This is a genomic window from Tistrella sp. (assembly GCF_002684955.1).
In the GTDB taxonomy this organism is placed as follows: Bacteria; Pseudomonadota; Alphaproteobacteria; order Tistrellales; family Tistrellaceae; genus Tistrella; species Tistrella mobilis.
Map to the genome: position 1 here is coordinate 145,153 of NZ_NYWI01000076.1, position 16,873 is coordinate 162,025.

Below are 16,873 nucleotides of genomic sequence, written 5' to 3' on the forward strand. Positions count from 1 at the left end.
CCTTGGGGCCCATGGCGGGCAAGGGTAGCGGGCAGGGGCGGCCCGTCTCTATCCGGCATCGGCAGCGCCTGTCGGATATCGGCAGTTTCTGCACCGCAGACCCGCCTGAAACTCGCCAGCCGCCGGGTCGGGACGCTATCGTGATGCCAAAGCGCCACCCGCAAAGGGGGCAGGGGGAAGGAAGACGTCTGCGTGCTTCGACAGGGGAGGCGGGCACATGCTGAAAGATGCGCTGATCTATGACGCCCGGGGCAACCCGATCCGCCAGCATCACAAGGTGAATTCCCGCGACTGGGACGAGATCCGCGACTGGTCGAACCGGGTCTACATGCCCTATCGGGTGGCGCCCACGGGCATGGCGGCGACGCCGGATTCGACCATGCATTCGGCGCGGGTGGGGCGGATCATCGTCACCCGCTTCGCCTATGGCATTCCGGTCCGCGTGCAGGACTGGTCCGAGGATGCCGGCAATGCGGTGGTGCTGACCACCATCGCCGGCAATGCCCGCCACGCCGCGACCGCGCGGCAATTCGAGGATACCGGTATCGGCGAAAGCTTCGTGGCCGATTGCAGCCGCATCGACCATCTGATCGATTTCGACCCCGACCATCTGCAGCTGAACCTGACCATCCCGCACGCGGTGCTGGAACAGGCCTGCCGCGACTGGCTGGGTTTCGTGCCGGGCGATGCGCTCTGGCAGCACAAATGCCGGATCGGCGGTCGGGGATCGGCCTGGCTTGCGCTGATGGAATATCTGGTCCGGGCGATCGCAGAGGCGCCGGACCGGCTGGCGGCCGACCGGGTCGGCCGGCATCTGGAGCAGACGGTCTGCCTTCATCTGCTGAACGACTGGGCCGCCTGGGCCGGGCTCGCCCCCGCCGAGCCGGGGCGCAGCGTGGTGCCGCGCCATGTGAGGCTTGCCGAAGCCTACATGGCCGAGCATGCGGCCAGCCTGCCGGCCATGACCGAGGTCGCCCGGGCGGCGGGCGTCAGCCTGCGCAGCCTGACCGACGCCTTCAGGCGCTTCCGCGGCTATACCCCCAGCGCCTTCCTGCGCGAACGCCGCCTGCAGGAAGTGCGCCGCCTGCTGCAGGCGGGCGGATCGGACATGACCGTATCGCGTGCCGCCTATGCGCTGGGCTATGTCAATCTGGGGGAATTCGCCCGCAGCTATCGCGCCCGGTTCGGCGAACGGCCGTCGGAGACCCTGCGGCTTTGAACGACGAACGCCCGCAGGCCCCCTCCGGTCCTGCGGGCGTTCCTCAACCGGACGCGGGTGCGCCTTGTCCGGTCAATGCTCAATGGTCAGGGCTCAATGCTCCGTCAGTCGCGGTTGGCCCGCAGCCGGTTCATGAAGCCGGTCATCTCGGTCGACAGATGGTTGGCGCGGGCCTCCAGCATCCGGGCGGTTTCGGCCACTTCGTCCGCGGCCGTCTTGGTATCGGCGTTCACCCGTTCGATGCCCGACACGCCGCGGGTCACCTCGCGGGTGCCGGACGAGACCTGTTGAATGTTGAGCGCGATATCGCGGGTGGCGGCGCTCTGTTCCTCCACCGCCGCGGCGACACCGGTTGCGATCTCGTTCATCCGCCGGATGGTTTCGGCAATCTTGTCGATCGCCTGGGCGGTGGCCGAGGCGACATTGCGCATGTCGCCGACCTGGGCGCTGATGTCCTCGGTCGCGCGTGCCGTCTGGGCGGCGAGGTTCTTCACCTCGCCCGCGACCACGGCGAAGCCCTTGCCGGCCTCGCCGGCGCGCGCGGCTTCGATGGTGGCGTTGAGCGCCAGAAGATTGGTCTGTTCGGCGATGTCGTTGATCAGCTGGACGATTTCGCCCACCTTGCCGGCGGCACCCAGCATGCCCGAGACGGTGGTCGTGGTCTGGCGGGCATCCTCTACCGCCTGCCGGGCGATTTCCGACGACTGCGACACCTGACCGGCGATCTCGCTGATCGAGCGCGACAATTCCTCGGATGCGGCGGCCACCGCATCGACATTGGCGGCGGCCTGCTCTGCGGCGCCGGCCACGCTGCTCGCTTCGGACCGCGCCATGTCGGCCGCACTGGTCAGCCCGTTCGAGGCACCGCCCAGCCGGCCGACCGTCTGGGTCAGATCCTCGACCACGCCGCGGATCGAGGCGTCGAGTTCACGCGCCGCTTCAAGACGTGCCGCACGCACCTGCGCCATGACCCCGGTGATGTACTGCTCCATCGCCAGATCCATGTCCAGGAACACCACCCGGCTCACCGCCGACATGGCCCGCTCCCGCTTGTCGTGCGACCAGCGATAGCTTCGCGAAATGGCGGCCAGCAGGCGCTGCAGCACCATCTGATAGCCGCCCATATACCAGCGCGGCTCCAGCCCGATGCGGACATGGGCATTGCCGATCCGGGTGGCGCGCGCGACGTAGTCGGCGTCGAAGCGCCCGGACATCAGCGCCGTCCAATGCGCCTTCTGGGACGTTTTCAGATGGTCGACCATCCCCGGCTTCGCGATCAGCGCCTGCATCGGCGGGTAGGTCGCGAGCGTGCGGTAAAAAACGTCCAGAAGATCCTCGATCTCCGCCTCGATCACCGGCCGGACCAAAGCGAGATCGGCGATGGTGGCGGCATCGATGCCGAGGAAACGCAGACGCTCGGCGTCGAGCGCGGAAGCGGTGACGGGCGAAGCCATGATATGAGGGACCAACCTGTTGGTTCGTGACACTTTTCTGGGGTTCGCCCACGGCCTGTCGCCGGCCGTGAGACAAGCCGTTACCAAATCTTAAGGCTGAGAGGGTTGATAAATGATTACGGAATGCGTATCCGGCTTGGGCGGACGCCGGCTTGACCGGTGTCTGCGCCACCCCATCACGGACAGGATTTCCGACCATGTTCTTTTCGCTGTCGAAGCTGGTCGGGCATCTGATCCTGCCGGTCACGCTGGTGCTGATCATGCTGTCGGCGGCGCCCCTGATCCGCTGGCTGGGTCTGCGCCGTCTGGCACGGTTCTGCGGCACCGCCGGCGGGCTCGCCCTGATCGTGATGCTCTTCACGCCGTTGGATAACTGGCTTCTCTCTCCTCTGGAGGATCGGTTCCCACAGATGGAGCGACAGGCGGTCGTTGATGGGGATTTCGCCGGCATCATCGTTCTCGGCGGCGCCGAAGACGGGCGGTTGACCCGGGCCCATGGCCAGCCTGCGGTCGGATCGGGGGCCGAACGCTTCATCGAGGCGGCGATCCTGTCCCGGCTGCGCCCCGACCTGCCGGTGGTCTTCACCGGCGGCAGCGGCTTCTACAGCGATCCCGAGGCGAGCGGCGGGCCGGTGGCCGAGGCGCTGCTGCGGGATCTGGGGGTGCCGGCCGATCGCCTCGTCATCGAAGGCCGCAGCCGGGATACCTGGGAGAACGCGACCTTCAGTCGCAGCCTCGTCGGGGACGTGGCAGGTCGCCCCTGGATCCTGATCACCAGTGCGTATCATATGCCGAGATCATACGGCGTGTTCATAGCCGATGGCTGGAATGTCCAGGCATACCCGGTGGACTACAATGCTCCGGGCCCGATCTGGGGGTGGAACGACTATCGGTTCGTCGATCGCCTGTGGCAGATCCATACGGCGGCGCGTGAGTGGCTGGGTCTGCTCGCTTACAGGCTGACCGGGCGCCTGGACGATATCTTTCCCGCTCCGGTGGTTCGCCCGGCGTCTGAATGAAGACTCTGGTTTTGATTTAACAAGGATGCTGTTGTGCAGGCCGCGGCACCTCATTATACCTGTCTGTTGGCGAGAGTGTTGCCGAAGGAATGCACGCTGCAATTTGCATGACTTCGGGATCTTTGGGCAAGAGGCGGCGACCCGAAGTGAGGCCATGCGAAACATTGGTATCAGACAGCTGGCACTGGCACTGACGGTCATGACCGTCCTGCCCCTGATGGCGGTTCTGGGCTGGTCGGTGATCACCACCGGCCGGCTGGATCAACAGCGCGTCGGCGAGCAGTTTTCGGTGACGACGCATACCGCCGCTCAGGAGCTGCGCCAGCGGATCGATGCCGCCCGGCAGCTGATCGCGGCGATGGCCGCGGGCGGCGTGCCGGGCATGAATGATCCGGATTGTGATGCGCGCTTCGCCCAGCTGGTGCATCTGCGGCCGATCTACAACAACATGTTCGTCACCGACCTCTCAGGCCGGATCGTCTGCGCGGCACGGCCGATCCCCTCGGCGGACGGCCAGCCGGCCAGCCTGGGGGCGCGGCCCTATTTCGCGGCCGGCATGCGGGCCACCGATCCCCTGGTCGCAGGCTGGCTGCCCGGCCTCGCCAATGGTCGTCCGATTCTGCCGGTGGTGATGCCGGTCCGCGATGCGCAGGGCCGGCCGGTCGCCATGGTCGGGGCGTCGATCGACCTGCTGGCCTTCGTGCAGGGGATCCGGGCAGAGCTGCCGGCGGATACCGGGGTGACGCTCTGGTCGCCCGAGGGGGCGCTGGTCACCCATGCCGGCCCGCTGCCGCCGCCGGATCCGAAGGAAACCGCGCCTCACCTGCAGTCGCAGGGGCTTGGTGCGGCTCTGGCTGCCGACGCCGGCTCGGCGATCCCGATTCTCGGCCTTCCCGCCGTGCAGGACCTGCCCGAACGGGTGATGATGCTGGAGACGGTGTCCTTCGGCGAAGAGGCGCTGACCATCGGGATCTCAATGGACGAGGCACGGCTGTTCGGCCCGGTCCGGGCGCTGATGTCGAGCAATTTCGTCCTGGCGCTCTGGCTGGCGGCCGGCCTGGTGATCCTGTCGATGGCGGTGATGCGCATGGTGCTGGTGCGTCCGCTCGGCCGCCTGTCGCATTATGCCAAGGCCATGGCCAGGGGAGAGGCGCCCCGCCATATTCCGGATGTCTCGAAGGTGCGCGAAATCAGCGATCTGGCCTCCACCCTGGATGCTCTTTTCGCCGATCTGGCCGAGCGCGAGACCCAGCGCAACCGGGCGGAAGAAGCGCTGCAGCGCGCCCTGGCGGGCATGGAGCGGACGGTGGCGGCGCGCACGGCTGAACTGGCGGATGCGCACGAGGCGGCGCGCCTGCGGGCGCGTGACCTGGAGCGCGGCCGCAACCGCGAGCGGATCGCCGGTCGGATGACCGATCTCATCCAGTCCTGCGCCTCGGTCGACGAGGCGATGGGCGTGCTGGCGCGGATGATGCCGTCGCTGTCGAACGGCGATCGCGGCCGGGCCTTCCTGCACCGGCCGGGCCAGACCGCGCTTGAACCGGCGGCGCTGTGGGGCGAGCCCCTGCTGCCCGGGCACAGCATCACCGAGGACGACTGCTGGTCGCTGCGCCTGGGCCATGCCCATGTCAGCCGGGCGGAGGGCACGATGCCGGTCTGCCGGCATCTGGACGGGGTGCCGGGCCGCCACCTCTGCGTGCCGCTGATCGCCCATGGCGAGATCCTGGGAATGATCACGCTGGAACGCGATGGCGTCGACGACCGCACCGACTGGGCCGAAGACGAAATCGCGGCCCTCGACCGCGTGGCGTTGTCGATCGCCAACGTCAAGCTGCGCGAGACGCTGCGCGGCATGACCATCCGCGATCCGCTGACCGGCCTTTACAACCGTCGTTTCGCAGACGAAACCCTGGTCCGCGAGGTTGCCGTGGCGCGCCGCGACGGCCGGCCGCTGGCGGCGGTGATGGCCGATATCGACCATTTCAAGCGCTTCAACGATGCCCACGGCCACGAGGCCGGCGATCGGGTGCTGCGGATGACCGCCCGGGTGATGGCCGATCACTTCCGCCGCAGCGATGTGGTCTGCCGTTATGGCGGCGAGGAATTCCTGATCCTGATGCCGGGTGCCACCGCCGCCGATGCCGCGGCGCGGGCCGACGCCTTCCGCCGTGCCCTGGCCGGGACGGTGGAAGAAAGCGGCGATGCGGCATTGGGGCCGGTCACCATCTCGCTCGGCGTTGCGGTCTTCCCCGACACGGTGACCGACGATGGCCGCCTGATCGCGGCTGCGGATGCCGCGCTCTACGCCGCGAAGCATGCCGGCCGCAACCGGGTGATGCTGGATGGTCAGGTGCAGCCCGCCGACAAGCTGACGGGCTGATCCGTCACCTGGCCGCGCCGGCCGGTACCACCCGCCCGGCGCGGATGTCGCGGCGGCGATCCTCGACATGCTCCAGGATCGTCTGTTTGCCGTCGTCATCCAGCCGGCGCCAGACGCGGATCTCGTCGATGGTGCGATAGCAGCCTTCGCACCAGCCGGTGACGGTGCTGATGCGGCAGACATTGACGCAGGGCGAGGCGACGGTCATCGGGCAGCGGGGCTCCGGCTCTGTGGGGCAGGGGGCTCTGTGGGTCGGGTCAGGGTTCGAACTGTTCGCGCAGAATGCGCTCTTCCAGGCTGTGGCCGCGATCGAACAGCAGGGTCAGTTCACGCGCGGGATCGCGGGCGACATCCACCCGGCGCACGTCGCGAACCTCGGTATAGTCGGCAACCGCGCTGACCGGCCGTTTCATCGGCTCCAGGATCTCGAAGGTGATGGTCGCGGTATCCGCCAGCAGGGCGCCGCGCCAGCGCCGCGGCCGGAAGGCGCTGATCGGCGTCAGCGCCAGCACGCCCGCGCGCAGCGGCAGGATGGGGCCGTGCGCAGAAAGGTTGTAGGCGGTGCTGCCGGCGGGGGTGGAAACCAGCGCACCATCCGCGATCAGCATCGGCTGGCGCTCGATGCCGTCGACCAGAATGCGCAGCTTGGCGGTCTGGCGGGTTTCCCGCAGCAGCGACACCTCGTTGATGGCCAGTGCCCTGTGTTCGGTGCCGTCGACCGTATAGGCGCGCATCAGCAGCGGATAGATCGTCGCCGGCACGGCCTCGGCCAGGCGCTGGTCCAGCCCTTCCACCCGAAACTCGTTCATCAGGAAGCCGACCGTGCCGCAATTCATGCCATAGATCGGCACATCGCGGTGCATGAAGCGGTGCAGGGTTTCCAGCATCAGCCCGTCGCCGCCCAGCGCCACGATGACCTCGGCGGTTTCCGGCGGGACTGTGGCATAGGCGGCTTCGATCGCCGCCCGGCCGGCGCAGGCCTCTTCGGTATCGCCCGCGACCACCGCAAAGGTGGGGATGCGGCCGGCGGCGGCCGGCATCGGGGCGGTGCCGACCGTTGCGACACCCTGGGGCGGGATCTGGGTCATCTGCCGGTCAGCCGCCCGTCATGCTCATATGCCGGGTGAGGGCCGGGGCGGCGCCCCGGCGCTCGATCACGAAATCATGGCCCTTGGGCTTGGCGTCGATGCCCCGGCGGATGGCTGCGATCAGGGGCGCGTCGTCGTCCGGGCTGGCGCGGAGCGGCTCGCGCAGGTCTACCTGATCATCCTGGCCCAGGCACATATACAACCGTCCGGTGCAGGTCACCCGAACCCGGTTGCAGCTTTCGCAGAAATTATGGCTGAGCGGGGTGATGAAGCCCAGCCGGCCGCCGGTTTCGGCGATCCGCACGTAGCGGGCCGGCCCGCCGGTGCGGTCGGGCAGATCGGTCAGGGTGAAGCGGGTCTCCAGCCTGCGGCGGACCTCGGCGAGGGAAAGATACTGGTCGACCCGGTCCTCGTCGATCTCGCCCAAGGGCATGGTCTCGATCAAGGTGAGGTCGAACCGGTTCTCGCCGCACCAGCGGACCATGTCCTCGATTTCGTCTTCGTTCTCGCCGCGTAGCGCCACCATGTTGATCTTGACCGCCAGCCCCGCCGCCTTGGCGGCGGCGATGCCGTTCATCACCCGATCGAGCGTGCCCCAGCGGGTGATGCGCTGGAAGCGCACCGGATCGCGACTGTCGATCGATACGTTGATCCGCCGCACCCCGGCCCGGTAGAGCCCTTCGGCATGGCGGTCGAGCTGGGTGGCGTTTGTGGTGAGCGTCAGTTCGTCCAGCCGGCCGGCGGCGACGTCCCGGCCCAGTTCGCCGATCAGATCCATGATCCCGCGGCGGACCAGCGGCTCGCCGCCGGTCAGGCGCAGCTTGCGTACCCCCAGGGCCATGAAGGCGCGCGACAGCCGGGCCAGTTCCTCCAGCGTCAGCAGATCGGCCTTGGGCAGGAAGGTCATGCTTTCGGCCATGCAGTACACGCAGCGCAGGTCGCAGCGGTCGGTGACCGACAGGCGCATGTAGTGCACATGCCGGCCGAAGGGATCGACCAGCGACGGGCGATCGCTCAGGGGCATGGGGGAGGCATTGCGGATCTGGCTCACTGCGGCGGCTCGCTCGTCCGGAGGCCCGTCATGGAAAGGCCGTCATCAGGGGCGTGTCCCGTTCACCGGGCTGTCTTGAGACAACATTGTGGGGGTGCAGAGGTTGCCGCGCAAGGGCCGCAACGCAACCGGGCGGGGCCGCGTCCGGCGGTTCAGATCGCGTCGCCGTCCCACAGCGCCAGAATGGCGAGCGCCCGCCGGCGGTCGACCATGTCGAAAAACGCCACCGCTTCAAGCAGATCCTTGGGATCCGACACCCTGGTGCCGCGGCTCATCTTGCGGGTGAGCATGAACAGCGTCGAGAAGCCCTGACGGGTGACGTCGGCCGCCTTGCAGGCGATCGCCAGGGCCTGGCCGGTGGTCTCGAAGGCGATCCGTCGGGCGGTGATCGGGCGGATCTCGGTCATATGGGCAAGCGCCGCCTCGAACAGCGCGATCTCGCCCTGGCGATAGCTTTGCAGCAGGAAGGTCTCGGTGACGCCGCCGCCGCGCGCCAGCATGGCGACGCGCTGCCGCGCCCGGCCCTGATCTTCGGCCAGGCGGCCGGTTTCGGTCACCCTGCGGTCCACCACCCGGGCGACCGCCCGTTCGATCATCTCGGGCGAGACGTCGAACCGCTGGACGATGTGGCGGCGCAGCGACGCCCCCACCCACCAGAACATCCGATAGGCCAGCCCCGCCGGCAGTTCCTGGCGCTGCAACAGCGGCGGCTGGATCACCTCCATCCGCTGCGACAGCATCACGATACGCTCCAGCAGCTTCGGCGACAGCGGGGCCGTCCGGTTCGCCAGCCGCGCCGTCACCACCTCGGCCTCGGCGGCATCCAGCAGGGCGCCGGTGACGGCGTCGCTCAGATCCGGGCGCTGGGCGATGGCGGTGCGGTGGGCGGAAGAGCGTTCGCGGGCGATCGCGATCAGATCCGGATCGGTCAGGATCGGCGAGCGCGACAGCAGGGGATGGGCGACCTCGATCCGGTCGTTGGCCAGCATCACGAACAGGTTGGGCGGCAGTTCCCCCGCTTCGGGCATCGCCGCCAGTTCTTCCGCCAGTTCGCGGCGGAGCGTGTGCTCGATATCTGCAACCAGGGGTTGGATCAGATGGGCAACGACGCCGCGCACCCGTTCGGTCAGCTTGCGCTCACGGTCGATCAGCATCGTTGCGATGGTGCCGGCAATCGCCTGCCGCTGCGATGGTGGCTTCTGGAGAGCCGCCCGCGCGAGTGCTTCGACCTCGCGTTCGATCACGATCCCCCCGCCGACCACCAGCAGCTTCCCCGATATGGCCCGGCTTCCCTCTCCACGACAACGGGATCCACGATGCGGATCATCGAAGCGTCCCGGGGCGGGTATGGTGATGCGGGGGCAGGTATCATCACGTTCCGTGGCAGAGCGGCCGCAGGCCGGCCCATAGCAGAGTGACCGCAGGTGCTGGTCTTTGGCGGAGAACCGCAGACCCTGCCCTTCGGCGGAGAAAGTCTCGCGGGACGAAGCGTCCGGCGCATCCTGTATTTACGAAGCCCGGATGGCGGCTGCAACCGCAAAAGCTGTACCGTGGCTTTCCGGTGCCCCTGGTCGCTCAATCGTCATCATCCGGCGGGTTCGGTCCGCGGACCAGTTCCAGATCGACGACATCGGCATGCACGGTGCGCTTCCCGCCATGTTCGAAATTGACGGTGACGCGATGGGCGGCCACGCTCTGGACCTGACCCAGCCCCCAATCGGGCTGACCGGGCAGGCGGACGAGGCTTCCCGGCGGGTACAGCATGCCGTAAGGTGCCGGCGTGGTCATCTGACGATCCTTCCGGATTGGGTCCGTTCCCGACACAGATGGGGTGGCGGCATCGCCTGCACCAGGGGCCGTTTCCGGGGAGCCGATGCCGTCCGTGGCCGGGATCCGGGGGGTGCGCGCATATGGTTACGGCAATCGCGCTGCGCCTAAGGGAAATTTAACGCTTGCCGCCGTAAAAGAAGAAGGCGAGCCCCGGTAGGTTCACCGGGGATGCGATCGGTTTCAGGGAGTGACGCGACGTGGGCGAGGGAGATTGGGTACGACTCTCCGGACTGGTGTGTGCCAGGCTCTGCCACGACCTGGTCGGTCCCGTCGGTGGTGTCGTCAACGGCGTTGAGTTCCTGGCCGAAGACGGCATGGGAGACGACGCGCTGCAGCTGCTGGCCGACAGTGCGGCCCGCGCCGCCCGCCGGTTGAGTTTCTATCGTCTGGCCCTGGGCGCCGGCGGCAATCCCGACGAACGGGTGGCGGCCGGCGATCTGTCAGCGGCACTCGCCGGATACTTCACCGACGAGCGTGCCGGTCTGGACGTCATCGCCTGGCCGAGCGACGGCAATGTGCTGAGGGCCCATGGCGGCATCGTGCTGTGCCTGGCGGCAATCTCGGCACAGGCCCTGCTGCGCGGCGGCACGGTCACCATCGCCTGGCGGACCACGGTCGAGGGCGGCAGCGTGAGCGTGGTGGCCGAAGGCGGCCCCATGCGCCTGCCCGAGACGCTGGTCCCGTCGATCGAGGGACGGATCGATCCGGCGGCGCTGGATGCCCGTACCGTGCTGCCCTTCATGGTTTCCGAAATGGCCGCCGCCGTCGGCGGCCGGCTTGCGGTTGCCACCGACTGGTCGGGCGCCGATCTGCGCCGCCTGACCATCACGGGCGATCTGCCGGTCTTCACCACCCGGGCCGGCGTCTCCAGCCTGGAGCGGACCGGCGAAACCGGCCCCTGAACCCCTCTCTTCGCCGCCGGCGGGCCTGCCCGCGGCGGCCCCGTCTGCGGACACTCCGACGACTTCACACGCAAGGCGCCACGGCGCCAGCCATTCACGGCAGCAGGGATGAGAACGCCATGGACGAGCTGCTGAGCGAGTTCCTCACCGAAACGACGGAGAGCCTGTCCACGCTCGACGTCGAACTGGTGCGCCTGGAGCGCAATCCAGACAATCCGGAACTGCTGCAGAACATCTTCCGCCTTGTACACACCATCAAGGGGACCTGCGGGTTCCTGGGCCTGCCCCGGCTCGAGAAGGTGGCGCATGCGGCCGAGAACGTGCTGGGCAAGGTGCGTGACCGCGAGCTGACGGTCACCCCCTATATCGTGACGCTGATCCTGGAGAGCCTGGACCAGATCAAGGAGATCCTGGCCGAGCTGGAACGGACCCAGGCCGAGCCGGCCGGCAATGACGCCGACCTGATCGGCCGCCTGGATGCCGCGGCCGAAGGCGTCGAGGCCCCGGCCAAGACCGCCGCGCCGACCGGTGCCGACGGCGCCCCCGATTTCGAGGCGGTGCGCCGGATGATGGCGGCTGAAATCTCGGGCAACGCCCTGCCGGACGACGAGGACGAGACCGAGGCCGAAGCCCCGGCGGGCCTGCCGGTGGGCACGGCCCAGCCGCAGGCGCTGGTGGCCGCCGGTGCCGGTGCGGTCGCGACCCAGCAGGCGCCGGCGGCGGCAGAGGCCGCACCGCGGGCCGATGCCGGCGATCACCACGATGCCGGCAGCAATGGCGGCCCGCGCGAAAGCCACATCGCCGGTCAGACCATCCGCGTCAATGTCGACCTGCTCGAACATCTGATGACCATGGTCAGCGAACTGGTGCTGACCCGCAACCAGCTGCTCCAGATGGTGCGCGGCCGCAGCGACAGCGAGTTCACCGTGCCGCTGCAGCGCCTGTCCCATGTCACGTCCGAGCTGCAGGAAGGGGTCATGAAGACCCGCATGCAGCCGATCGGCAATGCCTGGGCCAAGCTGCCGCGCATCGTCCGCGACCTGGGCCAGGAACTGAACAAGAAGCTCGACCTGAAGATGTACGGCTCCGAAACCGAGCTGGACCGTCAGGTTCTGGAGCTGATCAAGGATCCGCTGACCCACATGGTCCGCAACTCGGCCGATCACGGCCTGGAGCGGCCCGACGAGCGGCGGGCGGCGGGCAAGCCCGAGACCGGCACCATCACCCTCAACGCCTATCACGAAGGCGGCCACATCATCATCGAGATCGCGGATGACGGCCGCGGCATCGATCTTACCAAGGTGCGCCAGAAGATCGTGAAGGTCGGCCTTGCCACCGAGAACGAACTCGACGGCATGACCGACACCCAGATCGCCCAGTACATCTTCCGGCCGGGCTTCTCCACGGCCGAGAAGGTGACCAGCGTCTCGGGTCGCGGCGTCGGCATGGACGTGGTGCGGACCAATATCGAGAAGATCGGCGGCACGATCGAGCTGCGGACCGTCAGCGGCAAGGGTTCGACCTTCGTCATCAAGATCCCGCTGACGCTGGCGATCGTGGCGGCGCTGATCGTGGAAGCCGCGGGCGACCGTTTCGCGCTGCCGCAGATCAGCGTGGTGGAGCTGGTGCGTGCCTCCAACACCTCCGAGCATCGCATCGAGCGGATCAACAGCCGGCCGGTTCTGCGCCTGCGCGACCATCTGCTGCCGCTGGTGAGCCTGGGCCACGCCCTGGCCCTGGTCGACGAGCACGATCCGCAGGTCGAAATCGACGACGACGGCCTGTTCGTGATCGTCTGCAAGGTGGGCACCTTCTCGTTCGGCATCATCGTCGACCAGGTCTTCGACACCGAGGAAATCGTGGTCAAGCCGGTGGCGCCGATCCTGCGCGACATCACCATGTTCTCGGGCAACACCATCCTGGGTGACGGCAGCGTGGTCATGATCCTGGATCCGAACGGCCTGGCGACCTCGGTGGGCGAGATCCAGACCGCCAGCGACCGCCGCGCCGAGGCGGCAGCGGCCGAGGCCGCCGCCAATGCCGACGACAAGCTGTCCCTGCTGGTGTTCCGCGCCGGCGGCGAGGATCCGAAGGCGGTGCCGCTGTCGCTGGTGGCGCGCCTGGAAGAGATCGACCTGGCCACGGTCGAACGCTCCGACGGCCGGCCGGTGGTGCAGTATCGCGGCCAGATCATGCCGCTGGTCATGGTCAACGAGGGCCAGGAGCTGGCGCGCGAGGGCCGGCAGCCGGTGGTGGTCTTCACCGAGCGCAACCGCACCATGGGCCTGGTGGTCGACGAGATCGTCGACATCGTGGAAGACAGCTTCAATGTGGAGCTGCGCAGCCGCCGCGACGGCCTGATCGGCACCGCGGTGATCGCGGGCCGCACCACCGACATCGTGGATGTGGGCTATTATCTGCTCCGCGCCACCGGCGACTGGTACGAGGCCGAGCCGCGCAAGATCGGCGCCGCGCGCGCCCGTCGGGTGCTGCTGGTCGATGACAGCGCCTTCTTCCGCAGCCTGATCGCGCCGGTTCTGCGCGTGTCCGGTTACGAGGTCTCGGGTGTGGAAAGTGCCGAGGCGGCGCTGAAACTGCGCGACCAGGGCGCCGAGTTCGATATCATCGTCAGTGACATCGAGATGCCGGGCATGGACGGCTTCGCCTTCGCCCGCACCATCCGCGAAGAGGGCGCCTGGTCCCAGGTCCCGATGATTGCGCTGTCGTCGCATACCGCGCCCGAGGATTTCGATCGCGGCCGCGACAGCGGGTATGACGACTATGTGGCGAAGTTCGACCGTGAGGGCCTGATCGCGGCGATCGGTCAGGTGATGAACATGGCGAAGGGGAGCGTGGCATGAGTGCGGATATCGTCCGCTACGCCGGTGGCGGCAACGCCCTGGCCCGCACCGGTGACGACGAGGTCGTCGGCGCCCAGCGGCAGTTCGTGACGGTGGTGATCGAACGGCAGACCTTCGGCATCCCGGTGCTGGTGGTCCAGGACATCCTGGGCCCCCAGAAGATCACCCGGGTGCCGCTGGCCCCGGCCGAGGTCGCAGGCGCGCTGAACCTGCGCGGCCGCATCGTCACCGCGATCAATGTCCGCCGGCGCCTGGGCCTGGCGCCCCGCCCGGCGGAGATGAAGGGCATGAACGTGGTCGTCGAACACGACGGCGAGCTGTACAGCCTGATGGTCGACGGGGTGGGCGAGGTGCTCTCTCTCGACGACGCCCGGTTCGAACGCAACCCGGCCAATCTCGCGCAGCATTGGCGAGACGTCTCTCTCGGGGTATACCGACTGAACGACAAGCTGCTGCTGGTGCTTGATGTCGAGCGTCTGTTCGAATTCGGCTGATGCCGCCCCTCGCGCCGGCCCGGCCTGTCCGACCGAAGCCTTTCCTCCCCACAAGTGCCCGGGCGTCGGGCGGCGCGTTCGAGGATCCGATCTGAAATGAAGACCTGCCTGATCGTTGACGACTCCAAGGTCATCCGCATGGTCGCGCGGCGCATCCTTGAGGGTCTCTCCTTCGCCACCAGGGAAGCCGCGGATGGTCAGGAGGCGGTGGATCGCTGCCGCGAGGCCATGCCGGACGCCGTGCTGCTGGACTGGAACATGCCGGTGATGAACGGGCTGGAGTTCCTGAAGGCGCTGCGTCAGATGCCGGGCGGCGACGCGCCGATCGTCGTCTTCTGCACCACCGAGAACGATCTCTCCCATATTCAGGAGGCGATCATGGCGGGTGCGAACGAATACATCATGAAGCCGTTCGACAGCGAGATCATCGAAACCAAATTCACGCAGGTGGGCCTCATCTAGTGAGCTCTTACACAGCAGGGGGCGGAGGTGTCGAACCCTATCGCGTGATGGTGGTCGACGACAGCGCGGTCATTCGCGGTCTGTTCATCCGTGTCCTAGAAGCCGATCCCGAGATCCGTGTCGTCGCCTCTGCCGCGAATGGCCGGATCGCACTCAACCAGCTGAAACGCCAGCCGGTGGAAGTGGTCGTGCTCGACATCGAGATGCCGGAAATGGACGGTCTGACCGCCCTGCCGGAGCTGGTGCGGGCGCAGCCCGGGCTCAAGGTCATCATGGCGTCTACGCTGACCCGCAAGAATGCGGCGGTCAGCATGGAGGCCCTGGCCAAGGGCGCGGTCGACTACATTCCCAAGCCGAGCGCCACCAGCGAGGTCTACTCGAACGAGGGTTTCTCGCGCGAGCTGCTGGCCAAGGTGAAGGCCCATGCCGATCGCGGTCGCCGCGACGGCACGGCGCCGGCACTCGGCAGCGGTGGCGGTGCCGCCGCACCGGCGGCGCCTGTCGCCGCCGCCAGCCCGACCACGGCCTATCGTCCGCGGACCGAGCCGGCGGCACCTGCCGCGCGTCCGGCCGCGGCGCCGGCCACGGCGGCGGATCTGCCGCAGCGGCTGGGCCTGCAGCGCAAGCCCGTGGTGCTGCGGCCGTTCCCGCCGGCCTTCCGGGCCAAGGCGCTGGCGGTCGGCAGCTCCACTGGCGGCCCGCAGGCGCTGTTCACCCTGTTCGGGGCGCTGGGGCCCGCACTGCAGCGGATTCCGGTGTTCATCACCCAGCACATGCCCGCCACCTTCACCACCATCCTGGCCGAGCATCTGGCCCGCGCAAGCGGCCTGCCCTGCGTCGAGGCCGAGGACGGCATGCCGGTGAAGGCCGGTCGCATCCACGTCGCCCGCGGTGACTGGCACATGGTGCCGACCGAAGCGGCCGGCGGGGCGGTGATCCGGATCAACCAGGATGCGCCGGAGAATTTCTGCCGGCCGGCGGTGGATCCGATGCTGCGGGGGCTGGCGAAGATTTATGGCCGCAATCTGCTGACCGTGATCCTGACCGGTATGGGGTCGGACGGGCAGCGTGGTGGCGAACATGTCGTTCAGGCGGGCGGCGTGGTCATGGCCCAGGACGAGGCGTCGAGCGTCGTCTGGGGCATGCCGGGTGCGGCTGCCCAGGCCGGGCTGTGCAGCGCCGTGCTGCCGCTGGATCGTATGGCCGGCGAAGTCCGCCGGCTGGTCGACGGAGGACCGTGATGGCGCCGGAGGATTTCGCCTTCATCAGCGGCATGCTGAAGCAGCGGTCCGGGCTGGTGATCGGCCCCGACAAGCTGTACCTGCTGGAAAGCAGACTGTCGCCGCTTGCCCGGCGCCGTGGGCTGCCGGGACTGTCTGAGCTGATCGCCGAGCTGCGCAAGCCGTCGGCGGAAGAACTCCGGCGTGACGTCACGGATGCGATGACGACGAACGAGACGTCGTTCTTCCGCGACATCAAGCCCTTCGAAGAGCTGCGCACCTTCGTCCTGCCCGAGATGCTGGGCCGGCGGCAGGATCGCCGCCAGCTCAGGATCTGGTCGGCCGCCGCGTCGACCGGGCAGGAAGCCTATACCATCGCCATGCTGTTCAAGGAGATGGGGGCCAAGCTCGACGGCTGGCGGCTGGAGATCATCGGCACCGACCTTGCCAACGAGGTGCTGGACAAGGCCAAGGCTGCGACCTATTCGCAGTTCGAGGTGCAGCGCGGCCTGCCGATCACCATGCTGGTGAAGTATTTCCAGCAGGATGGCGAGCAGTGGCGCCTGAACCAGACCATCCGGTCGATGGTGCAGTTCCGTCAGCACAACCTGCTGAACGGCGCCGCGGGCTTCGGCACCTTCGATGTCATCTTCTGCCGCAACGTGCTGATCTACTTCGATCAGGACACCAAGCGGAAGGTGCTGGAGGATCTGCGCAAGGTGATCGCGCCCGACGGCTTCCTGTTCCTGGGCGGTGCAGAAACCGTGCTCGGCATCACCGACCGCTTCCGGCCGCTGCCGGATCACCGGGGCGTTTACGTCCCGGCCTGATCCGGCCCCGGATCAGAGAACGTTGCACGGAAAACCGCCGGCGGAACAGCTTCCGCCGGCGGT

15 protein-coding genes are annotated in these 16,873 nt (G+C 68.0%); 9 read left to right on the forward strand and 6 right to left on the reverse strand.

What is annotated here, in order from left to right; all coding sequences use genetic code 11:
* Positions 1-217: 217 nt before the first annotated feature.
* Positions 218-1,219 carry an AraC family transcriptional regulator gene (locus tag CMO28_RS26060; RefSeq protein ID WP_296719282.1) on the forward strand — a complete coding sequence of 334 codons (1,002 nt, stop codon included), beginning with the start codon at positions 218-220 and terminating at the stop codon, positions 1,217-1,219.
* 104 nt (positions 1,220-1,323) lie between these two features.
* Here the strand turns inward: CMO28_RS26060 and CMO28_RS26065 are convergent, their stop codons facing one another.
* Positions 1,324-2,673: a globin-coupled sensor protein gene (locus tag CMO28_RS26065; protein WP_296719284.1), complete on the reverse strand. Its 1,350-nt coding sequence runs from the start codon at positions 2,671-2,673 to the stop codon at positions 1,324-1,326.
* 197 nt (positions 2,674-2,870) lie between these two features.
* Between CMO28_RS26065 and CMO28_RS26070 the strand changes: the two genes are divergently transcribed.
* Complete coding sequence (locus tag CMO28_RS26070) at positions 2,871-3,692, forward strand: YdcF family protein (RefSeq protein ID WP_296719287.1); 822 nt, start codon at positions 2,871-2,873, stop codon at positions 3,690-3,692.
* Between the two features lie 154 nt (positions 3,693-3,846).
* Positions 3,847-6,072 carry a diguanylate cyclase gene (locus CMO28_RS26075; RefSeq protein ID WP_296719291.1) on the forward strand — a complete coding sequence of 742 codons (2,226 nt, stop codon included), beginning with the start codon at positions 3,847-3,849 and terminating at the stop codon, positions 6,070-6,072.
* A 4-nt stretch (positions 6,073-6,076) separates the two neighbouring features.
* Here CMO28_RS26075 and CMO28_RS26080 read toward each other — a convergent pair whose 3' ends face one another.
* From CMO28_RS26080 to CMO28_RS26100, 5 genes are all read right to left on the reverse strand, one after another.
* Entirely contained in the window at positions 6,077-6,280 is a 204-nt protein-coding gene (locus CMO28_RS26080; RefSeq protein WP_296719293.1) for a DUF1289 domain-containing protein, read from the reverse strand.
* A gap of 49 nt (positions 6,281-6,329) precedes the next feature.
* Positions 6,330-7,112 (reverse strand): NAD kinase, encoded by a 783-nt coding sequence (locus CMO28_RS26085; protein ID WP_062763353.1) that lies wholly within the window; start codon positions 7,110-7,112, stop codon positions 6,330-6,332.
* 55 nt (positions 7,113-7,167) lie between these two features.
* Positions 7,168-8,184 carry a GTP 3',8-cyclase MoaA gene (gene moaA / locus CMO28_RS26090; protein WP_296719300.1) on the reverse strand — a complete coding sequence of 339 codons (1,017 nt, stop codon included), beginning with the start codon at positions 8,182-8,184 and terminating at the stop codon, positions 7,168-7,170.
* Between the two features lie 179 nt (positions 8,185-8,363).
* Complete coding sequence (locus CMO28_RS26095; protein ID WP_296719303.1) at positions 8,364-9,473, reverse strand: DUF2336 domain-containing protein; 1,110 nt, start codon at positions 9,471-9,473, stop codon at positions 8,364-8,366.
* A 313-nt stretch (positions 9,474-9,786) separates the two neighbouring features.
* The gene (locus tag CMO28_RS26100; protein ID WP_014744739.1) at positions 9,787-9,999 is read right to left on the reverse strand and encodes a DUF3553 domain-containing protein; all 213 of its coding nucleotides are present in this window, start codon (positions 9,997-9,999) and stop codon (positions 9,787-9,789) included.
* A 239-nt stretch (positions 10,000-10,238) separates the two neighbouring features.
* On the opposite strand from CMO28_RS26100, the gene CMO28_RS26105 reads away from it, so the two are divergent.
* The 6 genes from CMO28_RS26105 to CMO28_RS26130 all read left to right on the forward strand — a co-directional run bounded on the left by CMO28_RS26105 (position 10,239) and on the right by CMO28_RS26130 (position 16,810).
* A complete protein-coding gene (locus CMO28_RS26105) occupies positions 10,239-10,943 on the forward strand; it encodes a histidine phosphotransferase family protein (protein WP_296719308.1) in 705 nt (234 codons plus the stop codon).
* 119 nt (positions 10,944-11,062) lie between these two features.
* Positions 11,063-13,804 (forward strand): chemotaxis protein CheW, encoded by a 2,742-nt coding sequence (locus tag CMO28_RS26110; RefSeq protein WP_296719311.1) that lies wholly within the window; start codon positions 11,063-11,065, stop codon positions 13,802-13,804.
* The gene (locus CMO28_RS26115; RefSeq protein ID WP_014744742.1) at positions 13,801-14,298 is read left to right on the forward strand and encodes a chemotaxis protein CheW; all 498 of its coding nucleotides are present in this window, start codon (positions 13,801-13,803) and stop codon (positions 14,296-14,298) included. The genes CMO28_RS26110 and CMO28_RS26115 overlap by 4 nt, the downstream gene beginning before the upstream one ends.
* A 96-nt stretch (positions 14,299-14,394) precedes the next feature.
* Entirely contained in the window at positions 14,395-14,760 is a 366-nt protein-coding gene (locus CMO28_RS26120) for a response regulator (protein ID WP_014744743.1), read from the forward strand.
* Between the two features lie 47 nt (positions 14,761-14,807).
* Entirely contained in the window at positions 14,808-16,001 is a 1,194-nt protein-coding gene (locus tag CMO28_RS26125) for a protein-glutamate methylesterase/protein-glutamine glutaminase (protein ID WP_296719574.1), read from the forward strand.
* Complete coding sequence (locus CMO28_RS26130; RefSeq protein ID WP_296719320.1) at positions 16,001-16,810, forward strand: CheR family methyltransferase; 810 nt, start codon at positions 16,001-16,003, stop codon at positions 16,808-16,810. The genes CMO28_RS26125 and CMO28_RS26130 overlap by 1 nt, the downstream gene beginning before the upstream one ends.
* Positions 16,811-16,873 lie beyond the last annotated feature (63 nt).

Excerpts from the sequence above, each read along its gene's own strand:
- CMO28_RS26060 (WP_296719282.1), top strand. The coding sequence starts at position 218 with ATGCTGAAAGATGCGCTGATCTATGACGCCCGGGGCAACCCGATCCGC.
- CMO28_RS26065 (WP_296719284.1), bottom strand. The coding sequence starts at position 2,673 with ATGGCTTCGCCCGTCACCGCTTCCGCGCTCGACGCCGAGCGTCTGCGT.
- CMO28_RS26070 (WP_296719287.1), top strand. The coding sequence starts at position 2,871 with ATGTTCTTTTCGCTGTCGAAGCTGGTCGGGCATCTGATCCTGCCGGTC.
- CMO28_RS26075 (WP_296719291.1), top strand. The coding sequence starts at position 3,847 with ATGCGAAACATTGGTATCAGACAGCTGGCACTGGCACTGACGGTCATG.
- CMO28_RS26080 (WP_296719293.1), bottom strand. The coding sequence starts at position 6,280 with ATGACCGTCGCCTCGCCCTGCGTCAATGTCTGCCGCATCAGCACCGTC.
- CMO28_RS26085 (WP_062763353.1), bottom strand. The coding sequence starts at position 7,112 with ATGCCGGCCGCCGCCGGCCGCATCCCCACCTTTGCGGTGGTCGCGGGC.
- moaA (WP_296719300.1), bottom strand. The coding sequence starts at position 8,184 with ATGCCCCTGAGCGATCGCCCGTCGCTGGTCGATCCCTTCGGCCGGCAT.
- CMO28_RS26100 (WP_014744739.1), bottom strand. The coding sequence starts at position 9,999 with ATGACCACGCCGGCACCTTACGGCATGCTGTACCCGCCGGGAAGCCTC.
- CMO28_RS26110 (WP_296719311.1), top strand. The coding sequence starts at position 11,063 with ATGGACGAGCTGCTGAGCGAGTTCCTCACCGAAACGACGGAGAGCCTG.
- CMO28_RS26115 (WP_014744742.1), top strand. The coding sequence starts at position 13,801 with ATGAGTGCGGATATCGTCCGCTACGCCGGTGGCGGCAACGCCCTGGCC.
- CMO28_RS26120 (WP_014744743.1), top strand. The coding sequence starts at position 14,395 with ATGAAGACCTGCCTGATCGTTGACGACTCCAAGGTCATCCGCATGGTC.
- CMO28_RS26125 (WP_296719574.1), top strand. The coding sequence starts at position 14,808 with ATGGTGGTCGACGACAGCGCGGTCATTCGCGGTCTGTTCATCCGTGTC.
- CMO28_RS26130 (WP_296719320.1), top strand. The coding sequence starts at position 16,001 with ATGGCGCCGGAGGATTTCGCCTTCATCAGCGGCATGCTGAAGCAGCGG.